Genomic DNA, 23608 nt, shown 5'->3' with positions numbered 1-23608 from the left:
GAGGTCAAGGGCGTTCGCCGAACTGCAACTGAGAGACTGGTCCCGTGACTGGAACCGATCGCTCCCAGCAGTTGTTCGAGCGTGCCGGCGGGGTCGTCCCCGGCGGCGTCAACTCGCCGGTACGGGCCTTCGGGGCCGTGGGCGGGACGCCCCGGTTCATGGCCTCGGCACGCGGCCCCCTCCTCACCGACGCGGACGGCAACGAGTACGTCGACCTGGTCTGCTCCTGGGGCCCGATGATCCTCGGGCACGCCCATCCGGACGTCGTGGCGGCGGTCCGCGACGCGGCCGCGCGCGGCACCTCCTACGGGGCGCCGACGCCCGGCGAGGTCGAGCTCGCCGAGGAGATCGTCGCGCGCACCCCGGCCGAGAAGGTCCGGCTGGTCAACTCCGGCACCGAGGCGACGATGTCGGCGATCCGGCTGGCGCGCGGGTTCACCCGCCGCTCCAAGATCGTCAAGTTCGCCGGGTGCTACCACGGGCACGTGGACGCGCTGCTGGCCGCCGCGGGCTCCGGCGTCGCCACGTTCGCGCTCCCCGACACCCCCGGTGTCACCGGCGCCACCACCGCCGACACGATCGTCCTGCCCTACAACGACGTCGCCGCGGTCGAGCTGGCCTTCCACGAGCACGGCCACGAGATCGCCTGTGCGATCTCCGAGGCGGTGCCCTGCAACATGGGGGTCGTCCCGCCGCTGGAGGGCTTCAACGAGCTGCTGAGGCGGCTGTGCGAGCGCTACGGCGCGCTGCTCGTCCTGGACGAGGTCCTCACCGGCTTCCGGGCGTCGCGGTCCGGCTGGTACGGGATCGAGGGCGTCGCGGGCGACCTCGTGACCTACGGCAAGGTGATGGGCGGCGGCCTGCCCGCCGCGGCGTTCGGCGGCCGGGCCGAGATCATGGACCACCTCGCGCCCGCCGGGCCCGTCTACCAGGCGGGCACCCTGTCGGGGAACCCGCTCGCCACCGCGGCGGGCCTGGCCACGCTGCGCGGCGCCACGGACGAGGTGTACGCGGCCATCGACCGGGCGGCCGGGATCGTCTCGAAGGCCGCGGGCGAGGCGCTGGAGCGGGCCGGCGTGCCGCACCGGGTGCAGAGCGCGGGCAACCTCTTCTCGGTGTTCTTCACCGGGGAGCCGGTGGGCGACTTCGCCGCGGCCCAGCGCCAGGACTCCAAGGCGTACGCGGCGTTCTTCCACGCCGCGCTCGACCGAGGCGTGTACCTGCCGCCGTCGGCGTACGAGGTGTGGTTCCTGTCCGCGGCCCACGACGACGCGGCGCTCGACCGCGTCCTGGAGGCGCTTCCGCACGCCGCCCGCGCGGCGGCGGCCGTCTCGGCGGCCTGAGGGCCCCGCGAGCACGGACGACGGCCCGGGGCCGGACAAGGGACGCCGGACATGGGACAGGGCGTGCCAGGACGGGGCTCCGGCACGCCCGCTGATGTGTCGTGCTTGGGGGAGGAGGCCGTTCACCTGGTCCCGCGGGTCCGCGGGCCCCGGGTCAGGTGATCGGCACGGTCAGGTGATCGGCGCGGTCCAGGCGGCGGCCCACGTCTTCGGGCCGACGATGCCGTCCACCTCGAGGTGCTTCTCCTCCTGGAAGGCGACGCACACGGCCTCGGTCTTCGGGCCGTAGTAGCCGTCGACCTGGAGCTTCCAGCCGCGCTCGTGCATGCGGTCCTGCCACTTGTAGACGTCGTCGCCCTGCATGACGGGCGGCTGGCGCAGGTACCGGCCGGGCCACGGCGGGGATGCGGTCTGGGTCGCACCCTGCCCCTTGGGATTAGTCATCGTCCATCCTCCTTGATGGGATCGGTGCCTTCCCTGTCCATTATCGGTGGACGCCCTTCACTGGCCGCTGACCGGCCGGGAAGAGGACGGTAAAGGGTGAACTATTCGGCGCCGGAGTGGAGGGCTGCCTGCTGACAATGAATATTCAAATAGATGTGGAATGGTCGTCCACGAGTGTTCGGCGTCACTTCGCTGCGGCCGCTCCGCCGGCACCGCCGCGCGGTACCTGGGGCTCGGCGGGTCCCCGCACCCCGTCGAGGACGGCCTGCCCCTGCCGGTCGACGAACTTGGTGAACAGCTCCTGCGAGTAGCCGAGGACGACGGCCCAGGCGATGATCTGGGCCGAGGAGTCGAGCGCGCTGAGCCCGGGGACGAAGGACCCGCGCATCAGGAGCAGCCCGAGGACGGCGGTGAGCGCGCCCATCGGCAGCTTCAGCACGGCCAGGGCGACGGGGATGCCGAACGCGGTGGAGGTGCCCCTGACCTTCCGCAGGGCCGAGGCGGCGGCGATGCCGGCCGCCGTCACGCCCACGATCTCGACGACGGCGTAGTCGCCCCGCCCGGCGACGTCGCCGATCTCCCGCGCCGCGTCCGGGCGCGCGGCCCCGGTGGGGCAGACGACGCCCGTCCCCTCCCCGCCGCCGGGGAGCCCGGGGACGGCCGGTCCCGCGGCGGAGGTGAAGCACAGCGGGACGGCGCCCTTCCAGAACGCCGCGAGGACCGCGACGGCCACGGCCAGGGCGGACAGGGCCGCCGCCATCCACCGGACGATGCGCACGAAGCTGTCGGCGCGCAGTTTCTCCGCGAGGGCGGCGGCGCGCGCCGCGTCCACGGCCTTGACCACGGCCAGCATCTGCCCGGCCGACGGCTCGAAGGGCCGGTCGCGCGACTGCGCGGCGCGCAGGTCGCGGGCGATGCCCTCCACCGCGACCCGCCGCGCGTCGGCGGGGACGAGGTGCTGCGCGACCACGGCGAACAGGCCCGGCAGATAGGGCTCGATCTCCGCGGGGGACAGCGTCTTCAGCCACAGGGACCAGGCGGCGTTGACGTGGACCTGCGCGCTCGTCACGTGGGAGGCCGCCGCGCTCCGCCGGTGCTCGGCGTAGTCGATGACCTCCATGGCCCGCCGGACCTCGTCGCGCGCGGCCTCCCGCAGCCGCGCGTTCTCGGCGGAGATCTGCGCGGCGGCCCGGCCGGTGTCGAGCAGTGCCGTCAGCTCGCGCGCGTTCGCGCGGATCTCCTCGCGGAGAATCCACGAACTCCGCTCACGAATCCACTCGCCGGTTCCGGACACGACCGGGATGCGAGATGTCCATCGGCTCATATGGGCGAGACCCTTCAGAGCACGCCATCTCGACCCAGGCTATTTCCTTTCTTTCGACCGGTCATTAATGGCGCGGCATAGTCTCCGCCAGAATCACGTCCGATCGGCGACGGCCCGGAGGGCGCGGCGCGCCGCGGCGACCGACTCCGGGGACGGGGGCCGCAGCGGGGCGCGGACGCCCGGGTCGTCGATCAGCCCGGTCTCGGCCAGGCACGCCTTCAGCACCGAGGGCGACGGCTCGCGGAACAGCGCCTCGGCCAGGGGGAACAGGGCGTTGTGCAGGGTGAGGCCGCGCGCCGCGTTGCCGCACCGGGCGGCCTCGGCCATCGTGGCGTACGCGGCGGGCGCGAGGCACGCGGACGCGGCGACGCCGCCGGTCGCGCCGAGCTGGAGCATCGGGTAGATCGACGCGTCGTCCCCGCTCAGCACGGCCTTGCGGGGCCCGCCGGCCATCAGCGCCAGGGTGCCGGCGTCGATGCCCTCCGCGCAGTGCTTGATCGCGGTCACGCAGTCGAGGTCCAGCAGCCGCGCGAGGACGTCCGCGCCGAGCCGCTTGCCCGTCCGGTACGGGACGTTGTAGACGATGATCGGGACGTCGACGGCGGCGCCCACGGCCGCGAAGTGGTCGATGACGCCCTCGTCGGAGGGGCGCAGGTAGTACGGGACGACGACGAGCAGCGCGTCGGCGAGCGGCGCCCGCTCGCGGGCCTGCCGGATCGTGTCCTCGGTGCCCATCGTCCCGGCGCCGGCGGTCAGCGGCGTCCCGCGCTCGATCGAGACGGCCCGGCAGACCTCCAGCACCGTGCGCTGCTCGGCGGGGTCGAGCAGGGCGGCCTCGCCGGTCGTGCCGAGCGCGACCAGCCCGGCCGCGCCGTGGTCCAGGCAGTGCACGGCGAGCCGCTCCAGCGACTTGGCGTCCACCTCGCCGGACCGCGTGAAGGGCGTCACCAGGGACGCGTGGATTCCATGCATGGTTCTCACCTCGTCTGGGCGGGTTCGGGCAGGGGCACGACGCCGGCCGGCGCGCGGGTGCGCCGCCGCACCGCGCCCGCCGCGACGCCCGAGACGATCAGGACGGCGCCGAGCAGCCGCGTCCCGTCCACGCGCTCGCCGAGCAGCACGGCGGCCGACACGAGCCCGAAGGGCGGGACGAGCAACGAGTACATCGCGACGGTGCTGGCCTCGTAGCGGCGCATCAGCCACCCCCACGCGCCGAAGCCGACCAGCGTCGAGATGTAGGCGATGTAGGCCAGCGAGGAGACGCCCGCGAGCGACAGCCGCTCCACCGCGTCCCGCACGGCCCCGGGCCCCTCGAAGATCAGCGAGAGGACGAACACCGGGATCGGCGGGACCAGCGACATCCACACCATGAACCCGAAGGCGTCCACCGGGCCGCCCGCCACCGCGTTCATCCGGCGCATCGCGACGTTCGCCAGCCCCCAGCTCGCGGCGGCGCCGAGGCAGAGCAGGAAGCCGGGCACCGTCCCGCCGCCGCCGGCCTGGGCCGCGCCGAGCAGCGCGATCCCGGCGAACGCGACGATCATGCCCGCGACCTGCCGCGGGGTCGGCCGCTCGCGCAGCAGCAGCCCGGCGAACAGGGCGGTGAAGATCGCCTGCACCTGGAGGATCACCGAGGCGAGCCCGGCGCCCATCCCCATCCGAACGCCGATGAACAGCAGCGCGAACTGGCCCACGCCGAGGGGGACGCCGACCAGCACGAGCCAGCGGAGCGGCACCGGCGGGCGGCGCACGAAGAACACCGCGGGCAGCGCCGCCGCCGTGAACCGCAGGGCCACGAGCAGCAGCGGGGAGAAGTCCTCCAGGGCTATCTTGATGGGGACGAAGTTGAACCCCCAGAGCGCGGCGATCAGGGTCGCGAGCAGGACGTGGCGGGGCCTCATGCGGGCCACGCGGTGCGGCACGGCCCGAGGGGGGACGGGGTCATAGGGCGATGGTCGCCACCGGTTTGATTTAGGACAAGCTAGATCTCCTTGACACCTCGTTTTAGCATTGCTTCATGCTCGATCTGGAACGGCTGCGCGCCCTGCACTCCGTGGCGACCTACGGCTCGGTCAGCGCCGCCGCCGAGGTCCTCCACGTGACCACCTCCGCCGTCTCCCAGCAGCTCGCCAAGCTGGAGCGGGAGACCGGCCAGAAGCTCCTGGAGCGCAACGGCCGGGGCGTCCGGCTCACCGACGCGGCGGAGCTGCTCGTCGCGCACGCCGAGCGGATCCTGTCGCTCGTCGAGCAGGCCCAGGCCGACCTTGAGGCGCACCGCGGCTCGGTCGTCGGCCGGCTCTCGATCGCCGCGTTCCCGACCGCCGTGCGGGGCCTGATGCCGGCCGCGCTGGGCCGGCTGCGCGCCGAGCACCCGGACCTGCGCGTGCTGCTGCGCGAGGAGGACCCGATGCAGAGCATGCCGCGGGTGTCGCGCGGCGACCTCGACATGGCCGTCGTCCAGGACTGGAACAACGAGCCGCTGCCGCTGCCCGATGGCCTGCACAAGGGCGCCATCTGCCACGACGTCGCGGACGTGGCGCTCCCGGCCGGGCATCCCCTCGCCGGGCGGGAGGCGATCGAGCTCAAGGAGCTGGCGGGCGACCCCTGGATCAGCTCCTCGCCCGACAGCATCTGCTGCGACTGGCTGCTGCGGACGCTGCGCGCGAGCGACAGCGAGCCGCGCATCGACCACATGGCCTACGAGTTCGCCACGCAGCTCGCGCTGGTCGCCGCGGGGTGCGGGAACATGATCCTGCCCCGGCTCGGCCGCTGCGACGTCCCGCCGGGCGTGGCGGTGGTCCCGCTGGCCGAGCCGCTGTCGCGCCGCGTGTACGCGGTCTGGCGCGAGGAGGCCGCCCGCCGCCCCGCCATCCGCGCCGCCGTGACCGCCCTACGCACCGCCGTCCCCCCCGCCCCCGCCATCCCCGCCGCCTAGCCCCAGCCTCCACGGGCAACCCCTCCACACAGGGCGCTGCTCCCCTGCTCCCCACCGCCTGGCATCCGCCTTAACGGAGACCTGAGCCGTCACGCGAGCGCGCGACCTGACCGGCGGGGCGAAGCCGAAGGCGAGCCCCGCCGGGAAGATCGCGAAGCGATTCGCGCTCGCACAAGCACGGTCACGAAGCGAGCCGCTAGGCGAGCGAAGTGGGCCGAGCTTGCAATGAACACAGCTTGCAGTGAACGCAGTAATCTGGCGACGCCATGACTGACAAGACGATCGTTCACCTGCTGCGGCACGGTGAGGTGCACAATCCCGACGGGGTCCTGTACGGGCGGCTGCCCGGCTACCGGCTGAGCGAGGACGGCGTCCTCATGGCCAAGGCCGCCGCCAAGTGGTTCGGCGACCGGGACGTCACCGTGCTGTTCTCCTCGCCGATGCAGCGGGCGCTGGAGACGGCCGCGCCGCTGGCCGACGCGTTCGACCTGCCCGTGACGGTCGACGACCGGCTGATCGAGGCCGACAACCACTTCGAGGGCCTCACCTTCGGGGCGGGGGCCGGGTCGCTGCGCCGTCCGGAGCACTGGCGCTACCTGGTCAACCCGTTCCGGCCGTCCTGGGGCGAGCCGTACAAGGAGCTCGCCGCCCGGATGCGCGCCGCGGTGATCAGGGCCCGGGAGGCGGCGCGGGGCCACGAGGCCGTGTGCGTGAGCCACCAGCTGCCGGTCTGGATCCTGCGGCTGCACGCCGAGCACCGCCGGCTCTGGCACCACCCGAAGCGGCGCGAATGCGCGCTCGCCAGCGTCACCAGCCTGACGTTCGAGGGCGGCCGGCTGGTTGAGGTGGCCTATGACGAGCCCGCCGCCGGCCTCGCCAAGGGCCCCAGTGTCGCCGGGGCCTAACCCTGCCGCTACCGTGTAGTACTACGTCCTGTAGTAGTAGGAGGGTCCGTTGAGCCCCCGAATTCCACCCGCGCGCGCGGCCGCCGCCGTCGCGCTCTGCGGCCTGCTCGCGGGCTGCGCGGGGACCAACGCCGCCGGCAACGGGCCGGGCGGCGACGACAACCGCTTCATCTCCGGCAACGGGAACGTCACCGAGTTCAAGCCCGGCGGCCGCAAGGGCGTCCAGGAACTGAGCGCCGAGGGCCTCGACGGCAAGCCGTACAAGCTCGCCGACCTCAAGGGCGGCGTGACGGTCGTCAACTTCTGGGCCTCCTGGTGCGCGCCCTGCCGCGGCGAGGCGCCCTCCCTGGAGCAGGTCCACAACGAGAACAAGGCGAAGGGCGTGCGGTTCCTCGGCGTCAACTTCAAGGACGGCAAGGACAACGCCAAGGCGTACGAGCGCCGGTTCAAGGTGGGCTACCCGAGCCTGTTCGACGCCGACGGCCGCGTCACGCTCGCCTTCCGCGAGGTCCCGCCGAGCGCGGTCCCGAGCACCCTCGTGCTGGACCGGCAGGGCCGCATCGCCGCCCGGATCATCGGCGCCACGACGTACTCCAAGCTCAACCCGCTCGTCACCAAGACCCTCGCGGAGAAGTGAGCCCGAGCCAGTGAACCCCCACCAGTGAGCGCCGCCGAGACCGTCACCAGCGGGTCGCTGTTCGCTGCGGCGCCGCTGGCCGCGCTGGCCGGGGTGGTGTCGTTCGCCTCGCCGTGCGTGCTGCCGCTGGTGCCCGGCTACCTGTCGTACGTGACGGGGATGACCGGCGCCGACCTCGCCGAGCAGCGGCGCGGCCGGCTGCTGGCGGGCGTGCTGCTGTTCGTCGGCGGCTTCAGCGTGGTGTTCGTCAGCTACGGCGTGGTCTTCGGCGGGCTCGGGCGGTGGCTGCTGGAGTACCAGGACCAGATCACCCGCGTCCTCGGCGTCATCACGATCGTGTTCGGGCTCGCGTTCATGGGGTTCGTCCCGGGCCTGCAGCGGACGCTGAAGTCGGGGCGGCTGCCCTCGGCGGGCCTGGCCGGGGCGCCCCTGCTCGGCGTGCTGTTCGGCCTCGGCTGGACGCCGTGCATCGGCCCGACGCTGGGCGCGGTGCAGAGCCTGGCGATCACGGAGGCGAGCGCGGGCCGGGGCGCGCTGCTGTCGCTGGCGTACTGCGCGGGCCTCGGGCTGCCGTTCGTGGTGACCGCGCTGGCCTACCGCCGGGCGCTCGGCGCGTTCGGGGCGGTGAAACGGCATTACCCGCTGGTCATGCGGACCGGCGGCGGGATGCTCGTCCTCATCGGGGTGCTGCTGGTCAGCGGCCTGTGGGGTGACCTGACCATCGAGCTGAGGTCGTGGATCAGCGGCTTCGAGCCGGTTATCTGAAGATGAGCGCCATATGAGCGACGTCAAGGACGTGGAAGCGGCGGAGGAGAGCGGCACGCGGGCGCCCGCCGAGCGGCGGGCGCCGGGGGAGGTGCCGCGGCCCACCGGCATCGGCCCGCTCGGGTGGCTGCGCTGGGGCTGGCGGCAGCTCACGACGATGCGCACCGCGCTGGTCCTGCTGTTCCTCGTCGCGCTCGGCGCGGTGCCGGGGTCGATCCTGCCGCAGCGCGGCCAGGCGCCGGAGAAGGTCGCCGCCTACCTCCGGGACCACGCGACGCTCGGGCCGTGGCTGGACCGGCTGTCGCTGTTCGACGTGTTCGCCGCGCCCTGGTTCGCGGCGATCTACATCCTGCTGTTCGTCTCGCTGGCCGGATGCGTGATCCCCCGCGCCGGCAAGCACTACCGGTCGATGCGGGCGCGGCCCCCGGCGGCGCCCCGCAACCTGCGCCGGCTGCCGCAGTCGGCGTCCTTCACCACCGGCGCCGCGCCCGAGGAGGTCCTCGACGAGGCCCGCCGGGCGCTGCGCGCGCGGCGCTTCCGGGTGGAGGTGTCCGGCGGCGCCGCGGCCGCGGAGAAGGGCTATCTGGGGGAGACCGGGAACCTGCTGTTCCACCTGGCCCTGCTGGCGCTGCTGTTCGCGCTCGGCCTCGGCAACCTGTTCGGCTACCGGGGGAACGTCGTGCTCACCGAGGGCAAGTCCTTCGCCAACTCGCTGAGCCAGTACGACCAGTTCACCCCCGGGCGGGCGTTCGACGGCGACGGGCTCGCGCCGTTCTCGATGACGCTGGACGACTTCACCGCCGAGTACCAGACCGAGGGCGACAAGCGCGGCCAGGCCACCGACTTCCACGCCAGGATCCGCTACCGGGCGACGCCGGACGGCCGGGAGAAGCCCTGGGACCTGCGGCTCAACCACCCCCTCAAGGTGGGCGGCGCCAAGGTCTACCTGCTCGGCCACGGCTACGCGCCGGTCTTCACCGTCCGGGACGCGCAGGGCAACGTCGCCTACCGGGACGCGGTGCCGTTCCTGCCGATGGAGCCGCGGAACCTGACGTCCGAGGGCGTCATCAAGGCCCCCGACGCCCGGCCCGAACAGCTCGCCTTCTACGCGATCCTGTGGCCGACGGCGGTGGCCAGCGAGGACCGCAAGCAGATCGTCTCGGCGTTCCCGGGCGCGATCCGCCCGGTGGTGACGGTCTCCTCGTTCAAGGGCGACATCGGCCTGGACTCCGGCGTCCCGCAGTCGGTCTACAAGCTGGAGGGCATCGGCAAGACGCTCCAGCCCGTCAAGGGCGGCCAGAAGCTGCTGGAGCCGGGGGAGACGATGACGCTGCCCGGCAACGCGGGCTCGATCACCTTCGACGGGCTGCGGGAGTGGACGAGCCTGTCGGTCAACCACGACCCGGGCCGCATCCCCGCGCTGGTGGCGGCCGTCCTGGCGGTGCTCGGCGTGGCCACGTCGTTCATGGTCAGGCGCCGCAGGATATGGGTCCGTGCGGGCGCCGGAGAGGGCGGGCGTACGGTGGTGGAGGTCGGCGGCCTCACGCTGGGCAATCCGACCTCGGAGTTCGACGACATCGTGGCCGCCCTGCGCGGTCCGGAGGGCTCCGCAGCAGAGGAGCCCGCGGACGCGGAGCCCGGTGGCCCGGGGTCCGGGCGAGGCGGGACCGAGGAGAACGGGCACGGGGAGGACGGACCCGCGCAGGACGGGTCCGGCGACGAGCCCGGCGCCGACCGGGATTCCGGGTCGGTCACCGAAACAAAGGAGTGACGAGGGTGGGCAACGCCGACCTCGCGAACCTGAGCGACAAGCTCATGCTGACAACGGTGGTGCTGTACATCATCGCGTTGTTCGCCTACGCCGCCGACCTCGGCTTCGGCCGCCGCGGCGAGCCCGCGGCCGCGCTGGAGAAGGCGGAGGCGAAGGTCCTGGTGGCCGCCGGTTCCGCCGGGGCCGAGGGCGGCGCGGTCGAGACCGCGGGCGAGGCGCCCGCCGAGCCGGGCGCGCGGGAGGCCGCCGGCCGCCGCGTCGACTGGGTGCGGCTCGCGGTGCTGCTGAACGTGCTGGGCTGGGCGTCGCACCTGGGCGTGCTCGTCTCGCGCGGCCTGGCCGCCGGCCGCTGGCCGTGGGCGAACATGTACGAGTTCCTCACCGCGATCTCGTTCGCCGCCGTGACCGCCTTCCTCGTGGTGATGTGGCGGTACAACGCGCGGTTCCTCGGCGCGTTCGTCATGGCCGCGGCCGTGCTCGCGCTCGGCATCGCCAACCTCTGGCTGTACGACTCGGTGGGCCCGGTCAGCCCGGCGCTGAACTCCTACTGGATCGCCATCCACGTCACCGCCGCGATCACCTCCACCGGCGCGTTCACGGTCGCGGGCACGGCCACGGTCCTGTACCTGCTCAAGATCCGCGAGCAGGGCGGCGCCGGGAGCGCCGGGGAGGGCACGGGCGAGAGGGCCGCGGGACGGGCCGCCGGGCTCCTGGCGCGGATCCCGTCCGCGGACACCCTCGACCGGCTGTCGATGCGGGTGACGACGTTCGCCTTCCCGATCTGGACCGCCACGATCATCATGGGCGCCATCTGGGCGGACGAGGCGTGGGGCCGGTACTGGGGCTGGGACCCCAAGGAGATCTGGTCGTTCGTCACCTGGGTCCTCTACGCGGCCTACCTGCACGCGCGGGCCACGGCGGGCTGGAAGGGCCGCAAGGCCGCGGTCCTGTCGCTGGTGGCGTTCGCGGCGCTGCTGTTCAACTTCTTCGGCGTGAACTACCTGTTCTCGGGGCTGCACTCGTACGCGTGAGATCGTCGCGTGGCCAATAGGGTCATATTCCACGCAAGAGCAGGGTTACCCGGACATACAACATGTCCAGCGGGTAACCGGTGACTCGTGGGGATGACGCCGTGTCGGGTTCCGGCTTACCCTGCCTCGGTGGGCCCGCTCGCTCGCCGGAAGCGCGGGTCCCGCTGACAGAGGAGCCTGATGCGCTTCAAAGGCGTCCACCGCAAGCCCCGGGAGCCGAGGAACCGGGAGGCCACCCGGGGCGAGCCGGCCCGCGCGGACGACGTGGCCTACTCCCCGTCGCCCCCCGAGCCGGACCGGCGCCCCGACGCGCGCCAGGTCCGGCCCCGCAGCAACCAGCCCCGCGACAGGTTCGGCCGGTTCCGCAAGGCCGGCCGCGACGACGACTTCGCGCTCGGGCCGGGCGCCGACCGGCCGGAGGGGTCGCGGGACGCCGCGGGCCCGTCCGGCGGGCGGCACGCCAGGCGCAAGGTGAGCCGGTCCCGGGCCGGCGACTACTCCTGGCGCGACTTCGAGCTGGACGACGACCAGCCGCCGCGCGTCCTGCCCCACCCGCCCGGCGTGCCGCACGCCGCCGACGGGCGCCGCCACTGCGGCGTGCTGGAGGGCGTCCTGCACCGGCAGTGGGACGCGCGGCTGGGCCCGCCCACCCGCGAGGTCATCCGGGCCGTGGAAAGCCTGGCCTCACTGCCCGACGCGCTGAAGGAGACGCTCGCGCGGGGCCTCGACGGCATCTACGTCGGCCCCGGCGGCGTCCCGCAGCTCGACGACATGGGTCACCTGCGCGACCGCCCGCTGCCCTGCGGCCGCGCCACCTGGGACATCTGCGCGGGGGCCTACGGCGACCGCAAGATCATCGTGGGCGATCGCCCGTCCCCGACCCCGGACGTGATGCTGCACGAGGTCGGCCACGCCCTCGACGACATCGACGGCGAGAACGGCGGGTGGACCTCCGACACGCCCGCGTTCCGCGCGCTCTACGAGCAGTGCCGGCCGCACCTGTCGAGCGACTTCCACCGCCAGCCCAACGCGCTGGGCCGCCGCGAGTTCTTCGCCGACGCGTTCGCCGCGATCTCCTCCCGGCAGCGACCGGCGCTGGTGGATATGCTCGCCGGCGACATCCGGACGGCGCTCGAGGTCATGCTCTTCTTCAACCGGAGATACGGGATCTAGGAAACCGCGATGGCGGACGGCGACGACGATGGACACCGAAGGTGATCGACGATGCAGGTGATCCGGCTCCCCGACGGCACGCTACGGGTGCCCCACAGCGTCCTCACCGAGCCCGCGGGGGACGAGCCCGGCGAGGGGCGGATCATCGCCGACGCCTACATCGAGATCGGCCCGGACGACCCCGACTACGACCGCCTGCTCGGCCAGTCGCTCACCGAGGAGGAACTGGAGGAGCGGCGGCGGCGGTGGCGGGACGAGGACGCGGAGCTGCTCCGCCGGTTCGAGGAGTGGAAGGCCGGCCGGCCGGAGGAGTGAGAGCGCGTGCGGCGCGGTCCCCGCGGGCGGCGCGGGAGCGCGGTGTGCGCGAGCTGCCCGGTGAGGCACGCCTCCGGCGGCGCCGCCCCCCCGGGCAGGTGATTCGTTCGCGTGTACTGCCTTCGCGTGTACTGCTCTGGCGTACAGGCCGAGGCCGTGAGACCGATGCGGGCGCTTCCCCGTCGCGCGCCCTGACCGCCGGACGGACCGGTCCGGCGGAGCCGGTCAGCGGGCCGAGTGCTCGGCGACCGGTTCCTCGCCGCGCAGCAGCGCGTGGACCTCGGACTCGCGGAACCGGCGGTGCCCCCCGGGAGTACGGATGCTACTGATACGGCCCGCCGCCGCCCAACGTGTCACCGTCTTAGGATCGACCCGAAAGAGGGCGGCTACCTCTCCCGGGGTGAGCAGGCGCTCGCTCGTGCTCTCCACGTTTTCTCTCCCCCTTTGTCCCGCTCTCGGCGCGGGTGGACTGTTTACAGTGTGGCGGGTCAAGACCGATTTCTCCCTTGTTTTCGCAAAACATCACACTGAGTGATCGGCCGAACTGGAGCGATGACGCGACGTGCGCGCACGGTCGTGCGGGCCGTCCGGCAAGACCCCGGTTGACCTGCCGTGTCCCGCCCGCAACACGCGGCCGACGCGGTCGTTAACAGGCGCGCCGCCGACCGCATAGTCTCCCGGACATGTCCGATCTTGTTTCGCTGTCCGAGATCGAGCGCGCCGCCGGACGGCTCGCGGGCATCACCGTCCGGACGCCCCTCGTCCCCTTCCCGGACCCCGCCCCGGGCACGTCCCTGCTGGTGAAGCCGGAGTCGCTGCAACCGGTCGGCGCGTTCAAGCTGCGCGGGGCCTACGCCGCGATCGCGGCGCTCCCCGAGGAACGGCGCGAGCGGGGCGTGGTGACGCACTCCAGCGGCAACCACGCGCGGGCCGTCGCCTACACCGCCCGCGCGTTCGGCGTCCCGGTCGTCCTGGTCATGCCGCACACCACCCCCGCCGTGAAGGTCGAGGCGTGCATGGCCCTCGGCGCCGAGATCGTGTACGTCGAGCCGACCGCCGAGGCCCGCGCCGGGACCGCCGCCCACCTCGCGGCCGCGCACGGCCTCAACCTGATCCCGCCCTACGACGACCGCGAGGTGATCGCCGGCCAGGGCACGGTCGGGCTGGAGATCGTCCAGGACCGCCCGGACGTCGACGTCGTGCTCGTCCCGGTGAGCGGCGGCGGGCTGGTCTCCGGCGTCGCCAGCGCGGTCAAGGCGCTGCGCCCCGAGGCGTCGGTGATCGGGGTCGAGCCCGAGCTGGCCGCCGACGCCCGCGACTCGCTGCGCGCGGGGCGTCCCGTCTCCTGGCCGGCCGAGGACACCGGCCGCACCATCGCCGACGCCCTGCGCGTCCAGCAGGTCGGCGACATCCCGTTCGCGCACATGAGCGCGCGGGTGGACGAGGTCGTCACCGTCACCGAGGACGAGATCCGCGACGCGATGCGCCGGCTGGCCCGGGAGGCCCGGCTCATCGCCGAGCCCGCCGGCGCCGTCGCGACCGCCGCCTACCTGCACCACCGCGAGGAGCTCCCCGCCGCCCGCACCTACGTCTCGGTCCTGTCGGGCGGGAACGTCGATCCGGACCTCTTCCGGGAGGTGCTCGGGTGAGGCCCGCGCACGGCGCGGCCTGACCTGCCGCAAGATCGTCGCCGGGGCGGGGTAGTCTCATGGAGTCATGCGTTCCGTACTGCTCTACACCCTCGCCCGGCTGGCGATCTTCGCAGCGACCGTGGGCGTGCTGTGGCCGCTCATGTCGCACGGCATCGGGCTGGTGTTCGTGGCGCTGATCGTGAGCGGGATCGTCAGCTTCGTCCTGTTGTCGAGCCAGCGCGACCGGATGTCGGCCGCCGTCGTCACCGGTTTCCGCGACCGCCGACGCAAGCTGGAGGAGTCCCGCACGCGGGAGGACGCCTAGCGGGCACCCCCCGCACGGCCCCCGCGCGAGCCCCCGCACGAGCCCCCGTACGGGGACCGGTCCCGCGGCCCCGTCACGAGCTCACCGGCCTCGGCCTAGGCTTACAGCATGACCCGCGCCTCACTCGACAAGCAGCCCGCCGACGTCGCGGCGATGTTCGACGGCACCGCCGAGCGGTACGACCTGCTGAACACCCTGATGACGGGCGGCCGCGACCGGTACTGGCGGCGCGCGGTCGTGCGGGCGCTGGACGCGCGGCCGGGCGAGCGGGTGCTGGACCTCGCGGCCGGGACCGGTACCTCCTCGGTGCCCTTCGCCGCGGCCGGCGCCCAGACCGTGGCCTGCGACTTCTCCCTCGGGATGCTGCGGGTCGGGGTGCGCCGTCAGGCGGACGCCGCGGGGCCGTCGTTCGTCGCGGGGGACGCGCTGCGGCTGCCCTTCGCCGACGGCTCGTTCGACGCCGTGACGATCTCCTTCGGCCTGCGCAATGTCGCCGACACGGGGCGGGCGCTGCGCGAGCTGCGGCGGGTGGCCAAGCCGGGCGGGCGGCTCCTGGTGTGCGAGGTCAGCCATCCGCCGAACGCGGTGCTGGCCCTCGGGCACGAGGCGCATCTCCGCTACGGGCTGCCGCTCCTGGCGCGGGTCAGCTCCAACCCCGGTTCGTATCGCTACCTGGCCGAGTCCACGCTCGCGTGGCCCGGCCAGGAGGCGCTGGCGCGCCTGATCCAGGACGCGGGCTGGGGCGCGGTGCGATGGCGGAACCTCACCTTCGGCGTCGCCGCGCTGCATCATGCGGTCAATCCGGGATGACCCGGACGCTCGGTGCAATCGGACCGGTCCAAAACCGGAGTGGCCGAGAGGTACCCACGGACCGTGATAAAGGAATAGACTCCCCACCGGATCCTTGTGAAGTACTTCACAAGCGAACGAGCTGAAGAGGAACGCTGTGACCGAGTCCACCCGACACGCAGATGTCATCGTCGTCGGGGCCGGCCCCGCCGGGGCCTCGACCGCCTATTGGCTCGCCCAGGCGGGCCTGGACGTGCTGCTGTTGGAGAAGGCCACGTTCCCGCGGGACAAGATCTGCGGTGACGGGCTGACGCCGCGCGCCGTGCGCGCGCTCGTCGGCATGGGCGTCGACGTCGGCGACCCGGGCTGGGGTCGCAACAAGGGCCTGCGCATCTACGGCGGCGGGGTCAAGGTCGAGCTGCCCTGGCCGGAGCTCGCGTCCTTCCCCGACTTCGGGCTCGTCCGCAAGCGCACCGACTTCGACCAGCTCCTCGCCGAGCACGCCGCCAAGGCCGGCGCCCGGCTGCTGCAGGGCTGCACCGTGACGGGACCGATCCTGCACGAGCGCACCGACCGCATCACCGGCGTCACCGCCACCTACGAGGGCGAGGACGTCGAGTTCCACGCGCCGCTGGTCGTCGCGGCCGACGGGAACTCGACCCGCCTCTCCCTGGCCATGGGACTGCGCCGGCGCGAGGACCGCCCGATGGGCGTCGCGGTCCGCCGCTACTTCCAGACCCCCCGCCACGACGACGACTACATGGAGGCGTGGCTCGAACTGTGGGACGGCGAGCGCCTCCTCCCCGGCTACGGCTGGGTCTTCGGCGTCGGCGACGGCACGTCCAACGTCGGACTCGGCCTCCTCAACACCAGCAAGTCGTTCCAGAACGTCGACTACCGCGGCATGCTGAAGCGCTGGTGCGCGCAGATGCCCGAGGACTGGCAGTTCGACGAGGACCACGCCACCGGGCGCATCCGCGGCGCGGCGCTGCCGATGGGCTTCAACCGGCAGCCGCACTACACCCGCGGGATGCTGCTCGTGGGCGACGCCGGCGGCATGATCAACCCCTTCAACGGGGAGGGCATCGACTACGCGCTGGAGTCCGGCCGGCTGGCCGCCGACATCATGGTGCAGGCGCTCGCGCGCCGCACCCCCGCCCAGCGCGAGCGGACGCTCTATGAGTACCCCCGGATCCTCAAGGACGAGCACGGCGGCTACTTCACGCTCGCCCGGCTGTTCGTCCAGGCCATCGGGGACCCGCGCGTGATGAAGTTCGTCACCGCGCACGGTCTGCCGCATCCGACGCTGATGCGGTTCACGCTGAAACTGCTCGCCAACCTGACCGACCCGAAGGGCGGCGACGCGATGGACCGGCTCATCAACGCGCTGCAGAAGGTGGCGCCGGCGGCATGAGCGAGTTCGAGGGGCCCCGAGCGAGCCTGCGATCCGACCCCCGGAGGGGAGAGCTATTGATCACCTTGGCTAGGGTGGCGACCCGCGGAGGGCCCGCCCCGTACAGCGCCGTACGTTCCGAGGAGAGGCAGTAGAGACATGGATCTCTATGTTCCGATCATCGTGCTGGGGGTGCTCGCCTTCGCCTTCGCCGCCGGCTCCGTGGCGATGGCCTCGCTCACCGGGCCGAAACGGTGGAACCGCGCGCGGCTGGACGCCTACGAGTGCGGCATCGAGCCGACGCCGCAGCCGGTCGGCGGCGGGCGTTTCCCCATCAAGTACTACCTGACGGCGATGCTGTTCATCGTCTTCGACATTGAGATCATCTTCCTTTACCCGTGGGCCGTCGCGTTCGACCGCATGGGGATGTTCGGACTGGTGGAGATGGTCCTTTTCATCGTCACCGTGCTCGTCGCGTACGCCTACATCTGGCGGCGCGGCGGTCTGGAGTGGGACTGACATGGGTCTAGAGGAGAAGCTTCCCAGCGGCTTCCTGCTGACGACGGTCGAGCAGGTCGCCGGATGGGCGCGCAAGAGTTCGGTCTGGCCGGCCACGTTCGGCCTGGCCTGCTGCGCCATCGAGATGATGGCCACCGGTGACCCGCGGCACGACTTCTCCCGCTGGGGGATGGAGCGCGCCTCCGCGACGCCGCGGCAGGCCGATCTGATGATCGTCGCGGGACGGGTGAGCCAGAAGATGGCCCCGGTCCTGCGGCAGATCTATGACCAGATGACCGAGCCCAAGTGGGTCATCGCGATGGGCGTGTGCGCCTCGTCCGGCGGCATGTTCAACAACTACGCGATCGTGCAGGGCGTGGACCACATCGTCCCGGTGGACATCTACCTGCCCGGCTGCCCGCCGCGGCCGGAGATGCTGCTGGACGCGATCCTGAAGCTGCACGACAAGATCCAGAACACCAAGCTCGGCCCGCAGCGCAAGCAGCAGATCGCCGAGCTGGAAGAGGCCAAGCGGCGGCGGCTGCCGCTGCTCGGGCAGGGGGTGCAGTGATGAGCTCCCAGCATCCCGAGCAGCGGGCGGAACAGGCCGCCGACCAGCTCCCCGCGCAGGCGGAGGAGGATCGCCGTGAGCAGCCCGTCGCGCGGATGGGCATGTTCGGCGCCAAGACCACGGGCGACACCTCCGGTTACGGGGGGCTGGTCGTCCGGCAGAGCCCGAAGGTGTCGGCGCCCCGTCCCTACGGCGGCCCCGGCGGCGCCGTGGAGGCGGGCGAGTTCGACGAGGTCGCCGACCGGCTGGAGCGCGTCCTCGCCGAGGGCGCCGCGGGCGGGACGCTCCCGGTGTTCGACGACGCGGTCGAGCGCGTCGTCGTGGACCGCGGCGAGATCACCTTCCATGTCCGGCGCGAGCACCTGGCCGCCGTCGCGCGGACGCTGCGCGACGACCCCGAGCTGCGCTTCGAGCTGTGCTCCAGCGTGTCGGGCGTGCACTACCCGCAGGACACCGGCGCCGAGCTGCACACGGTCGCGCACCTGCTGTCGATCACGCACAACCGGCGGATCCGGCTGGAGGCGACCTGCCCCGACGCCGACCCGCACGTCCCGTCGCTGGTGCCGGTCTACCCGACGGCCGACTGGCACGAGCGGGAGACCTTCGACTTCTTCGGCATCGTGTACGACGGCCACCCCGCGCTGACGCGCATCCAGATGCCCGACGACTGGGTCGGCCATCCGCAGCGCAAGGACTATCCTCTCGGCGGCATCCCCGTCGAGTACCGCGGCGCGGAGATCCCCCCGCCCGACGAGCGGAGGTCGTACACATGAGCTCCACTAAATACACCGAATACGACGCCTACGCGGCCGACGAGGCCGCCGAGGGCAGGGTCTTCGACGTCAACGGGCAGGACTGGGACCAGGTCGTCGGCGGCGCCGAGGACCTCGGCGACGAGCGGCTCGTGGTCAACATGGGCCCGCAGCACCCGTCCACGCACGGCGTGCTCCGCCTGATCCTGACGCTGGACGGCGAGACGGTGAACGAGTGCCGGGTGGGCATCGGCTACCTGCACACCGGCATCGAGAAGAACATGGAGTTCCGTACCTGGACGCAGGGCACCACGTTCTGCACCCGGATGGACTACCTCGCGCCGATCTTCAACGAGACGTCCTACTGCCTCGGCGTGGAGAAGCTGCTCGGCGTCACCGAGCAGGTGCCGGAGCGGGCCCAGATCATCCGCGTGATGATGATGGAGCTCAACCGGATCTCCTCGCACCTGGTCGCGATCGCCACGTTCGGGCTGGAGCTCGGCGCGACGACCGTGATGCTCAACGGGTTCATCGAGCGCGAGTACACCCTCGACCTGTTCGAGGAGATCACCGGCCTGCGGATGAACATGGCCTACGTCCGGCCGGGCGGCGTCGCGCAGGACCTGCCGAGCGGCGCGACCAGCAAGATTCGCGACTATCTCGACCGGATGCCCAAGCGCATCCAGGCGCTGCGCAAGCTGATGGACGCCAACCCCGTCTATCTGGCGCGGACGAAGGACGTCGCCTACCTCGACCTCACCGGGTGCATGGCGCTCGGGGTCACGGGGCCGGTGCTGCGCGCGACCGGCCTGCCGTGGGACCTGCGCAAGTCGCAGCCCTACTGCGGCTACGAGACCTATGACTTCAAGGTCGCGACGCAGGACACCTGCGACGTGTACGGCCGCTATCTCGTCCGGATGGAGGAGATGGAGGAGTCCCTGAAGATCGTCGAGCAGTGCCTGGAGCGGCTGCAGACGGTCAAGGGACCGGTGATGATCGAGGACAAGAAGATCGGCTGGCCGGCGCAGCTCGCGATCGGCGCGGACGGCATGGGCAACTCGCCCCGGCACATCGCGCACATCATGGGCAGCTCGATGGAGGCGCTGATCCACCACTTCAAGCTGGTGACCGAGGGGTTCCGGGTCCCGGCGGGGCAGGCGTACTCGCATATCGAGTCGCCGCGCGGCGAGCTCGGCGCGCACGTGGTCAGCGACGGCGGCACCCGCCCCTACCGCGTGCACTTCCGCGAGCCGTCCTTCGTCAACCTGCAGGCCACCCCGGCGATGGCCGAGGGCGGCATGATCGCCGATGTCATCGCCGCCGTGGCCAGCATCGACCCGGTCATGGGGGGAGTGGACCGATGACGTACGAACCCGAGGTGCGCGAGCGGCTGGAGCGGGACGCCAAGGAGATCATCGGCCGGTATCCCCGGCCGCGGTCGGCGCTGCTGCCGATGCTGCACCTGGTCCAGTCCGTGGACGGGCACATCACCGAGCACGGCATCGCGTTCTGCGCCGAGCAGCTCGGCATCACCGAGGCCCAGGTCACGGGCGTCGCGACCTTCTACACCCAGTACAAGCACGCGCCGGTCGGCGAGTACCACGTCGGCGTCTGCATCAACACGCTGTGCGCGGTCATGGGCGGCGACCAGATCTGGAACGAGCTGAGCGAGCACGCCGGCGTCGGCCACGACGAGGCCACCCCCGACGGCACCGTCAGCCTGGAGCGGATCGAGTGCAACGCGGCCTGCGACTTCGCTCCGGTGATGATGGTGAACTGGGAGTTCTTCGACAACATGACGCCCGCGAAGGCCAAGGAGCTGGTCGACGACCTGCGCTCGGGCAAGCGGGTGCTCCCCACGCGCGGGGCGAACGCCCTGGCCGGGTGGAAGGAGGCCTCGCGGGTCCTCGCGGGGTTCCCCGACGGCCGCGCCCACGAGGGCGTGCAGGCCGGTCCGGAGTCGCTGCGCGGCCTGGAGCTGGCCCGCGAGCGCGGCTGGACCGCCCCGCCGGCCGACGCCGGGCGCGCGGCGCCGCGGGAGCCGGTGCGGCCGGACGAGGTCACCTCCCCGCCGCCGAACGAGCCGGGCAAGCCCATCGGCGGCGACGTGAAGCCCGGTACCCAGGAGGGTCGTAACCAGTGACCACGCTCACCCCGATCCTCACCAGGAACTGGGACCAGGCCGACTCGTTCACCCGCGCGGGCTACGAGCGGGACGGCGGTTACCGGGCGCTGCGCAAGGCGTTCACGATGGCGCCGGACGACATCGTCCAGGCCGTCAAGGACTCCGGGCTCCGCGGTCGCGGCGGCGCGGGCTTCCCCACCGGCATGAAGTGGGGCTTCCTCCCGCCGAGCAGCCCGAACCCGCGCTACCTGGTCGTCAACGCGGACGAGTCCGAGCCGGGCACGTGCAAGGACATCCCGCTGATGATGGCCAACCCGCACGTGCTGGTCGAGGGCATCGTCATCAGCTCCTACGCGATCAAGTCGAACCACGCGTTCATCTACGTGCGGGGCGAGGTCCTGCACGTGATCCGCCGTCTCCAGCAGGCGGTGGCGGAGGCGTACGAGGCCGGCTACCTCGGCAAGGACATCCTCGGGTCCGGCTTCGACCTGGACGTGGTCGTCCACAGCGGCGCCGGGGCCTACATCTGCGGCGAGGAGACGGCGCTGCTGGACTCCCTGGAGGGGTTCCGCGGTCAGCCCAGGCTGAAGCCTCCCTTCCCGGCGGTCGCGGGCCTGTACGGCGGGCCCACCGTCATCAACAACGTCGAGTCGATCGCCTCGGTTCCCTCGATCGTCGAGAACGGCGCCGACTGGTTCGCCGCGATGGGCACCGAGAAGTCCAAGGGCTTCGGGATCTTCTCGCTGTCGGGGCACGTGACGCGGCCCGGCCAGTACGAGGCGCCGCTCGGCGTCACGCTCCGGGAGCTGCTCGACATGGCGGGCGGCGTCCGGGCCGGGCACCGGCTGAAGTTCTGGACGCCGGGCGGCTCGTCCACGCCGCTGTTCACCGACGAGCACCTGGACGTGCCGCTGGACTTCGAGTCCGTCGGCGCCGCCGGGTCGATGCTCGGTACCCGCGCCCTGCAGATCTTCGACGAGACGACCTGCGTCGTCCGCGCCGTGCTGCGCTGGTCGGAGTTCTACGCGCACGAGTCGTGCGGCAAGTGCACGCCGTGCCGCGAGGGCACCTACTGGTACAAGCAGATGCTGAAGCGGCTGGAGGCCGGGCAGGGCTCCGAGGAGGACCTGGAGACGCTCCTGGACCTGTCGGACAACATCCTCGGCCGGTCCTTCTGCGCGCTGGGCGACGGCGCGACGAGCCCGGTCGTCTCGTCCATCAAGCTGTTCCGGGACGAGTACCTCCAGCACTTCGAGCAGGGCGGCTGTCCGTTCGACCCGTCCAAGTCCACCCTCTGGGGAGGTGCCAAGTGACGGTCACCGACGACAAGTCGGCTGTCGGGAAGCGCGAGGACCTGGTCTCCGTCACCATCGACGGCTTCGAGATCGAGGTGCCGAAGGGGACGCTGATCATCCGGGCGGCGGAGCTGCTCGGCATCCAGATCCCGCGGTTCTGCGACCATCCGCTGCTCGACCCGGTCGGGGCCTGCCGGCAGTGCCTGGTGGAGATCCCCGACGCCGGGAACGGCCGCGGGATGCCCAAGCCGCAGGCGTCCTGCACGACCACGGTCATGCCGGGCATGGTCATCAAGACCCAGCTCACCTCGCCGCAGGCCGACAAGGCCCAGCACGGCGTGATGGAGCTGCTGCTCATCAACCATCCGCTGGACTGCCCGGTCTGCGACAAGGGCGGCGAGTGCCCGCTGCAGAACCAGGCGATGTCCAACGGGCGCGGCGAGAGCCGGTTCACCGAGGCCAAGCGGACCTTCCCCAAGCCGCTGCCGCTGTCCAGCCAGGTGCTGCTGGACCGGGAGCGCTGCATCCAGTGCGCCCGCTGCACCCGCTTCTCCGACCAGATCGCCGGCGACGCGTTCATCGACCTGCTGGAGCGCGGCGCGAAGGAGCAGGTCGGCACGGCCGACGGCAAGCCGTTCCAGTCCTACTTCTCCGGCAACACCGTGCAGATCTGCCCGGTGGGCGCGCTGACCGGCGCCGCCTACCGGTTCCGGTCGCGGCCGTTCGACCTGGTGTCGCAGCCGAGCACGTGCGAGCACTGCGCGTCCGGCTGCGCGCTGCGCACCGACCACCGGCGCGGCAAGGTCACCCGCCGGCTGGCGGGCGACGACCCGCAGGTCAACGAGGAGTGGAACTGCGACAAGGGCCGCTGGGCGTTCACCTACGCCACCCGGCCCGAGCGGCTGACCCACCCGCTCGTCCGCAACGCGGCCGGGGAGCTGGAGACGGCGTCCTGGCCGGAGGCGCTCACGATCGCGGCTCGCGGCCTCGCGGCGGCGCGCGGCTCGGCGGGCGTGCTGGCCGGCGGCCGGGTGACGCTGGAGGACGCCTACGCCTACGCCAAGTTCGCGCGGGTCGCGCTCGGCACCAACGACGTCGACTTCCGGGCCCGCCCGCTGTCGGCGGAGGAGGCGGACTTCATCGCCTCGTCCGTCGCGGGCCGTCCGATCGAGGTCACCTACGCCGACCTGGAGAAGGCGCCCGCGGTGCTGCTCGCCGGCTTCGAGCCGGAGGAGGAGTCGCCGATCGTGTTCCTGCGGCTCCGCAAGGCGTTCCGCAAGACGGGGCTGAAGGTCTTCGCCGCGGCGCCGTTCGCCACCCGCGGGCTGACCAAGGTCGGCGGCACGCTGCTGCCGACCCCGCCGGGCGGCGAGGCCGACACCCTCGGCGCGCTGATCGGCGACGCCGGCCGCGCCGGCGTGCGGGCGCTGCTGGAGGAGCCCGGCGCCGTGATCATGGTGGGCGAGCGGCTGGCGACCAGCCCCGGCGCGCTGACCTCGGTGGTCCGGCTGGCGCAGGTCACCGGCGCCCGGCTGGCCTGGGTGCCGCGCCGGGCCGGTGAGCGCGGCGCGATCGAGGCCGGCGCG

Annotated in this window: 25 protein-coding genes; 20 read left to right on the top strand and 5 right to left on the bottom strand. The window is 72.4% G+C overall.

What is annotated here, in order from left to right; all coding sequences use genetic code 11:
• The first annotated feature begins 44 nt into the window (after positions 1–44).
• Complete coding sequence (gene hemL / locus E1291_RS19165) at positions 45–1343, top strand: glutamate-1-semialdehyde 2,1-aminomutase (protein ID WP_131739199.1); 1299 nt, start codon at positions 45–47, stop codon at positions 1341–1343.
• 171 nt (positions 1344–1514) lie between these two features.
• Here hemL and E1291_RS19160 read toward each other — a convergent pair whose 3' ends face one another.
• From E1291_RS19160 to E1291_RS19145, 4 genes are all read right to left on the bottom strand, one after another.
• The gene (locus tag E1291_RS19160) at positions 1515–1787 is read right to left on the bottom strand and encodes a peptidoglycan-binding domain-containing protein (RefSeq protein ID WP_131739198.1); all 273 of its coding nucleotides are present in this window, start codon (positions 1785–1787) and stop codon (positions 1515–1517) included.
• A gap of 184 nt (positions 1788–1971) precedes the next feature.
• Entirely contained in the window at positions 1972–3081 is a 1110-nt protein-coding gene (locus tag E1291_RS42070) for a hypothetical protein (RefSeq protein ID WP_165495187.1), read from the bottom strand.
• Between the two features lie 123 nt (positions 3082–3204).
• Positions 3205–4083 (bottom strand): dihydrodipicolinate synthase family protein, encoded by an 879-nt coding sequence (locus E1291_RS19150; protein ID WP_131739197.1) that lies wholly within the window; start codon positions 4081–4083, stop codon positions 3205–3207.
• A 5-nt stretch (positions 4084–4088) separates the two neighbouring features.
• Positions 4089–5012, bottom strand: a complete 924-nt coding sequence (locus E1291_RS19145) for an EamA family transporter (protein WP_131739196.1) — start codon at positions 5010–5012, stop codon at positions 4089–4091.
• 116 nt (positions 5013–5128) lie between these two features.
• On the opposite strand from E1291_RS19145, the gene E1291_RS19140 reads away from it, so the two are divergent.
• From E1291_RS19140 to E1291_RS19105, 8 genes are all read left to right on the top strand, one after another.
• Complete coding sequence (locus E1291_RS19140) at positions 5129–6046, top strand: LysR family transcriptional regulator (RefSeq protein ID WP_131739195.1); 918 nt, start codon at positions 5129–5131, stop codon at positions 6044–6046.
• Between the two features lie 266 nt (positions 6047–6312).
• A complete protein-coding gene (locus tag E1291_RS19135; protein WP_131739194.1) occupies positions 6313–6951 on the top strand; it encodes a histidine phosphatase family protein in 639 nt (212 codons plus the stop codon).
• Between the two features lie 49 nt (positions 6952–7000).
• A complete protein-coding gene (locus tag E1291_RS19130; RefSeq protein ID WP_131739193.1) occupies positions 7001–7588 on the top strand; it encodes a TlpA family protein disulfide reductase in 588 nt (195 codons plus the stop codon).
• Positions 7589–7612: 24 nt separating this feature from the next.
• Entirely contained in the window at positions 7613–8353 is a 741-nt protein-coding gene (locus tag E1291_RS19125) for a cytochrome c biogenesis CcdA family protein (RefSeq protein WP_131739192.1), read from the top strand.
• Between the two features lie 13 nt (positions 8354–8366).
• Positions 8367–10124: a cytochrome c biogenesis protein ResB gene (resB, locus tag E1291_RS19120; RefSeq protein WP_131739191.1), complete on the top strand. Its 1758-nt coding sequence runs from the start codon at positions 8367–8369 to the stop codon at positions 10122–10124.
• A 5-nt stretch (positions 10125–10129) separates the two neighbouring features.
• Positions 10130–11155: a c-type cytochrome biogenesis protein CcsB gene (gene ccsB / locus E1291_RS19115; protein ID WP_242614238.1), complete on the top strand. Its 1026-nt coding sequence runs from the start codon at positions 10130–10132 to the stop codon at positions 11153–11155.
• A 180-nt stretch (positions 11156–11335) separates the two neighbouring features.
• Complete coding sequence (locus E1291_RS19110; RefSeq protein ID WP_131739190.1) at positions 11336–12328, top strand: hypothetical protein; 993 nt, start codon at positions 11336–11338, stop codon at positions 12326–12328.
• Between the two features lie 51 nt (positions 12329–12379).
• A complete protein-coding gene (locus E1291_RS19105) occupies positions 12380–12643 on the top strand; it encodes a hypothetical protein (RefSeq protein ID WP_131739189.1) in 264 nt (87 codons plus the stop codon).
• Positions 12644–12868: 225 nt separating this feature from the next.
• On the opposite strand, the gene E1291_RS19100 is transcribed toward E1291_RS19105, so the two are convergent.
• Positions 12869–13072, bottom strand: coding sequence for a BldC family transcriptional regulator (locus E1291_RS19100; RefSeq protein ID WP_021593176.1), 204 nt, complete (start codon positions 13070–13072; stop codon positions 12869–12871).
• A 254-nt stretch (positions 13073–13326) separates the two neighbouring features.
• On the opposite strand from E1291_RS19100, the gene E1291_RS19095 reads away from it, so the two are divergent.
• The 11 genes from E1291_RS19095 to E1291_RS19045 all read left to right on the top strand — a co-directional run.
• Positions 13327–14292, top strand: coding sequence for a threonine ammonia-lyase (locus E1291_RS19095; RefSeq protein WP_131739188.1), 966 nt, complete (start codon positions 13327–13329; stop codon positions 14290–14292).
• 67 nt (positions 14293–14359) lie between these two features.
• Positions 14360–14599, top strand: coding sequence for a DUF4229 domain-containing protein (locus E1291_RS19090; RefSeq protein WP_165495186.1), 240 nt, complete (start codon positions 14360–14362; stop codon positions 14597–14599).
• Between the two features lie 108 nt (positions 14600–14707).
• On the top strand, positions 14708–15409 hold the full coding sequence (locus E1291_RS19085; protein ID WP_131739187.1) for a demethylmenaquinone methyltransferase: 702 nt from the start codon (positions 14708–14710) through the stop codon (positions 15407–15409).
• A gap of 136 nt (positions 15410–15545) precedes the next feature.
• The gene (locus tag E1291_RS19080; RefSeq protein WP_131739186.1) at positions 15546–16802 is read left to right on the top strand and encodes a geranylgeranyl reductase family protein; all 1257 of its coding nucleotides are present in this window, start codon (positions 15546–15548) and stop codon (positions 16800–16802) included.
• A gap of 138 nt (positions 16803–16940) precedes the next feature.
• Positions 16941–17300, top strand: a complete 360-nt coding sequence (locus E1291_RS19075; protein ID WP_131739185.1) for an NADH-quinone oxidoreductase subunit A — start codon at positions 16941–16943, stop codon at positions 17298–17300.
• Between the two features lies 1 nt (position 17301).
• Entirely contained in the window at positions 17302–17850 is a 549-nt protein-coding gene (locus tag E1291_RS19070) for a NuoB/complex I 20 kDa subunit family protein (RefSeq protein ID WP_131739184.1), read from the top strand.
• Entirely contained in the window at positions 17850–18623 is a 774-nt protein-coding gene (locus E1291_RS19065) for an NADH-quinone oxidoreductase subunit C (protein ID WP_131739183.1), read from the top strand. The genes E1291_RS19070 and E1291_RS19065 overlap by 1 nt, the downstream gene beginning before the upstream one ends.
• Entirely contained in the window at positions 18620–19966 is a 1347-nt protein-coding gene (locus E1291_RS19060) for an NADH-quinone oxidoreductase subunit D (RefSeq protein WP_131739182.1), read from the top strand. The genes E1291_RS19065 and E1291_RS19060 overlap by 4 nt, the downstream gene beginning before the upstream one ends.
• Positions 19963–20745 carry an NADH-quinone oxidoreductase subunit NuoE gene (gene nuoE / locus E1291_RS19055; RefSeq protein ID WP_131739181.1) on the top strand — a complete coding sequence of 261 codons (783 nt, stop codon included), beginning with the start codon at positions 19963–19965 and terminating at the stop codon, positions 20743–20745. The genes E1291_RS19060 and nuoE overlap by 4 nt, the downstream gene beginning before the upstream one ends.
• The gene (gene nuoF, locus E1291_RS19050; RefSeq protein ID WP_131739180.1) at positions 20742–22040 is read left to right on the top strand and encodes an NADH-quinone oxidoreductase subunit NuoF; all 1299 of its coding nucleotides are present in this window, start codon (positions 20742–20744) and stop codon (positions 22038–22040) included. Before nuoE ends, nuoF begins: the two co-directional genes overlap by 4 nt.
• On the top strand, positions 22037–23608 hold a 1572-nt coding region (locus E1291_RS19045; RefSeq protein ID WP_131739179.1), incomplete at its 3' end, for an NADH-quinone oxidoreductase subunit G. The genes nuoF and E1291_RS19045, both read left to right, overlap by 4 nt.

The organism is Actinomadura roseirufa, assembly GCF_900659635.1.
GTDB lineage: Bacteria > Actinomycetota > Actinomycetes > Streptosporangiales > Streptosporangiaceae > Spirillospora > Spirillospora roseirufa.
This window is presented reverse-complemented; position numbering and strand designations above follow the sequence as displayed.

Coding starts and splice junctions, on each gene's coding strand:
- E1291_RS19160 (WP_131739198.1), bottom strand. CDS start 1,787: ATGACTAATCCCAAGGGGCAGGGTGCGACCCAGACCGCATCCCCGCCG.
- E1291_RS19150 (WP_131739197.1), bottom strand. CDS start 4,083: ATGCATGGAATCCACGCGTCCCTGGTGACGCCCTTCACGCGGTCCGGC.
- E1291_RS19145 (WP_131739196.1), bottom strand. CDS start 5,012: ATGAGGCCCCGCCACGTCCTGCTCGCGACCCTGATCGCCGCGCTCTGG.
- E1291_RS19140 (WP_131739195.1), top strand. CDS start 5,129: ATGCTCGATCTGGAACGGCTGCGCGCCCTGCACTCCGTGGCGACCTAC.
- E1291_RS19135 (WP_131739194.1), top strand. CDS start 6,313: ATGACTGACAAGACGATCGTTCACCTGCTGCGGCACGGTGAGGTGCAC.
- resB (WP_131739191.1), top strand. CDS start 8,367: ATGAGCGACGTCAAGGACGTGGAAGCGGCGGAGGAGAGCGGCACGCGG.
- E1291_RS19110 (WP_131739190.1), top strand. CDS start 11,336: ATGCGCTTCAAAGGCGTCCACCGCAAGCCCCGGGAGCCGAGGAACCGG.
- E1291_RS19105 (WP_131739189.1), top strand. CDS start 12,380: ATGCAGGTGATCCGGCTCCCCGACGGCACGCTACGGGTGCCCCACAGC.
- E1291_RS19095 (WP_131739188.1), top strand. CDS start 13,327: ATGTCCGATCTTGTTTCGCTGTCCGAGATCGAGCGCGCCGCCGGACGG.
- E1291_RS19090 (WP_165495186.1), top strand. CDS start 14,360: ATGCGTTCCGTACTGCTCTACACCCTCGCCCGGCTGGCGATCTTCGCA.
- E1291_RS19085 (WP_131739187.1), top strand. CDS start 14,708: ATGACCCGCGCCTCACTCGACAAGCAGCCCGCCGACGTCGCGGCGATG.
- E1291_RS19075 (WP_131739185.1), top strand. CDS start 16,941: ATGGATCTCTATGTTCCGATCATCGTGCTGGGGGTGCTCGCCTTCGCC.
- E1291_RS19070 (WP_131739184.1), top strand. CDS start 17,302: ATGGGTCTAGAGGAGAAGCTTCCCAGCGGCTTCCTGCTGACGACGGTC.
- E1291_RS19065 (WP_131739183.1), top strand. CDS start 17,850: ATGAGCTCCCAGCATCCCGAGCAGCGGGCGGAACAGGCCGCCGACCAG.
- E1291_RS19060 (WP_131739182.1), top strand. CDS start 18,620: ATGAGCTCCACTAAATACACCGAATACGACGCCTACGCGGCCGACGAG.
- nuoE (WP_131739181.1), top strand. CDS start 19,963: ATGACGTACGAACCCGAGGTGCGCGAGCGGCTGGAGCGGGACGCCAAG.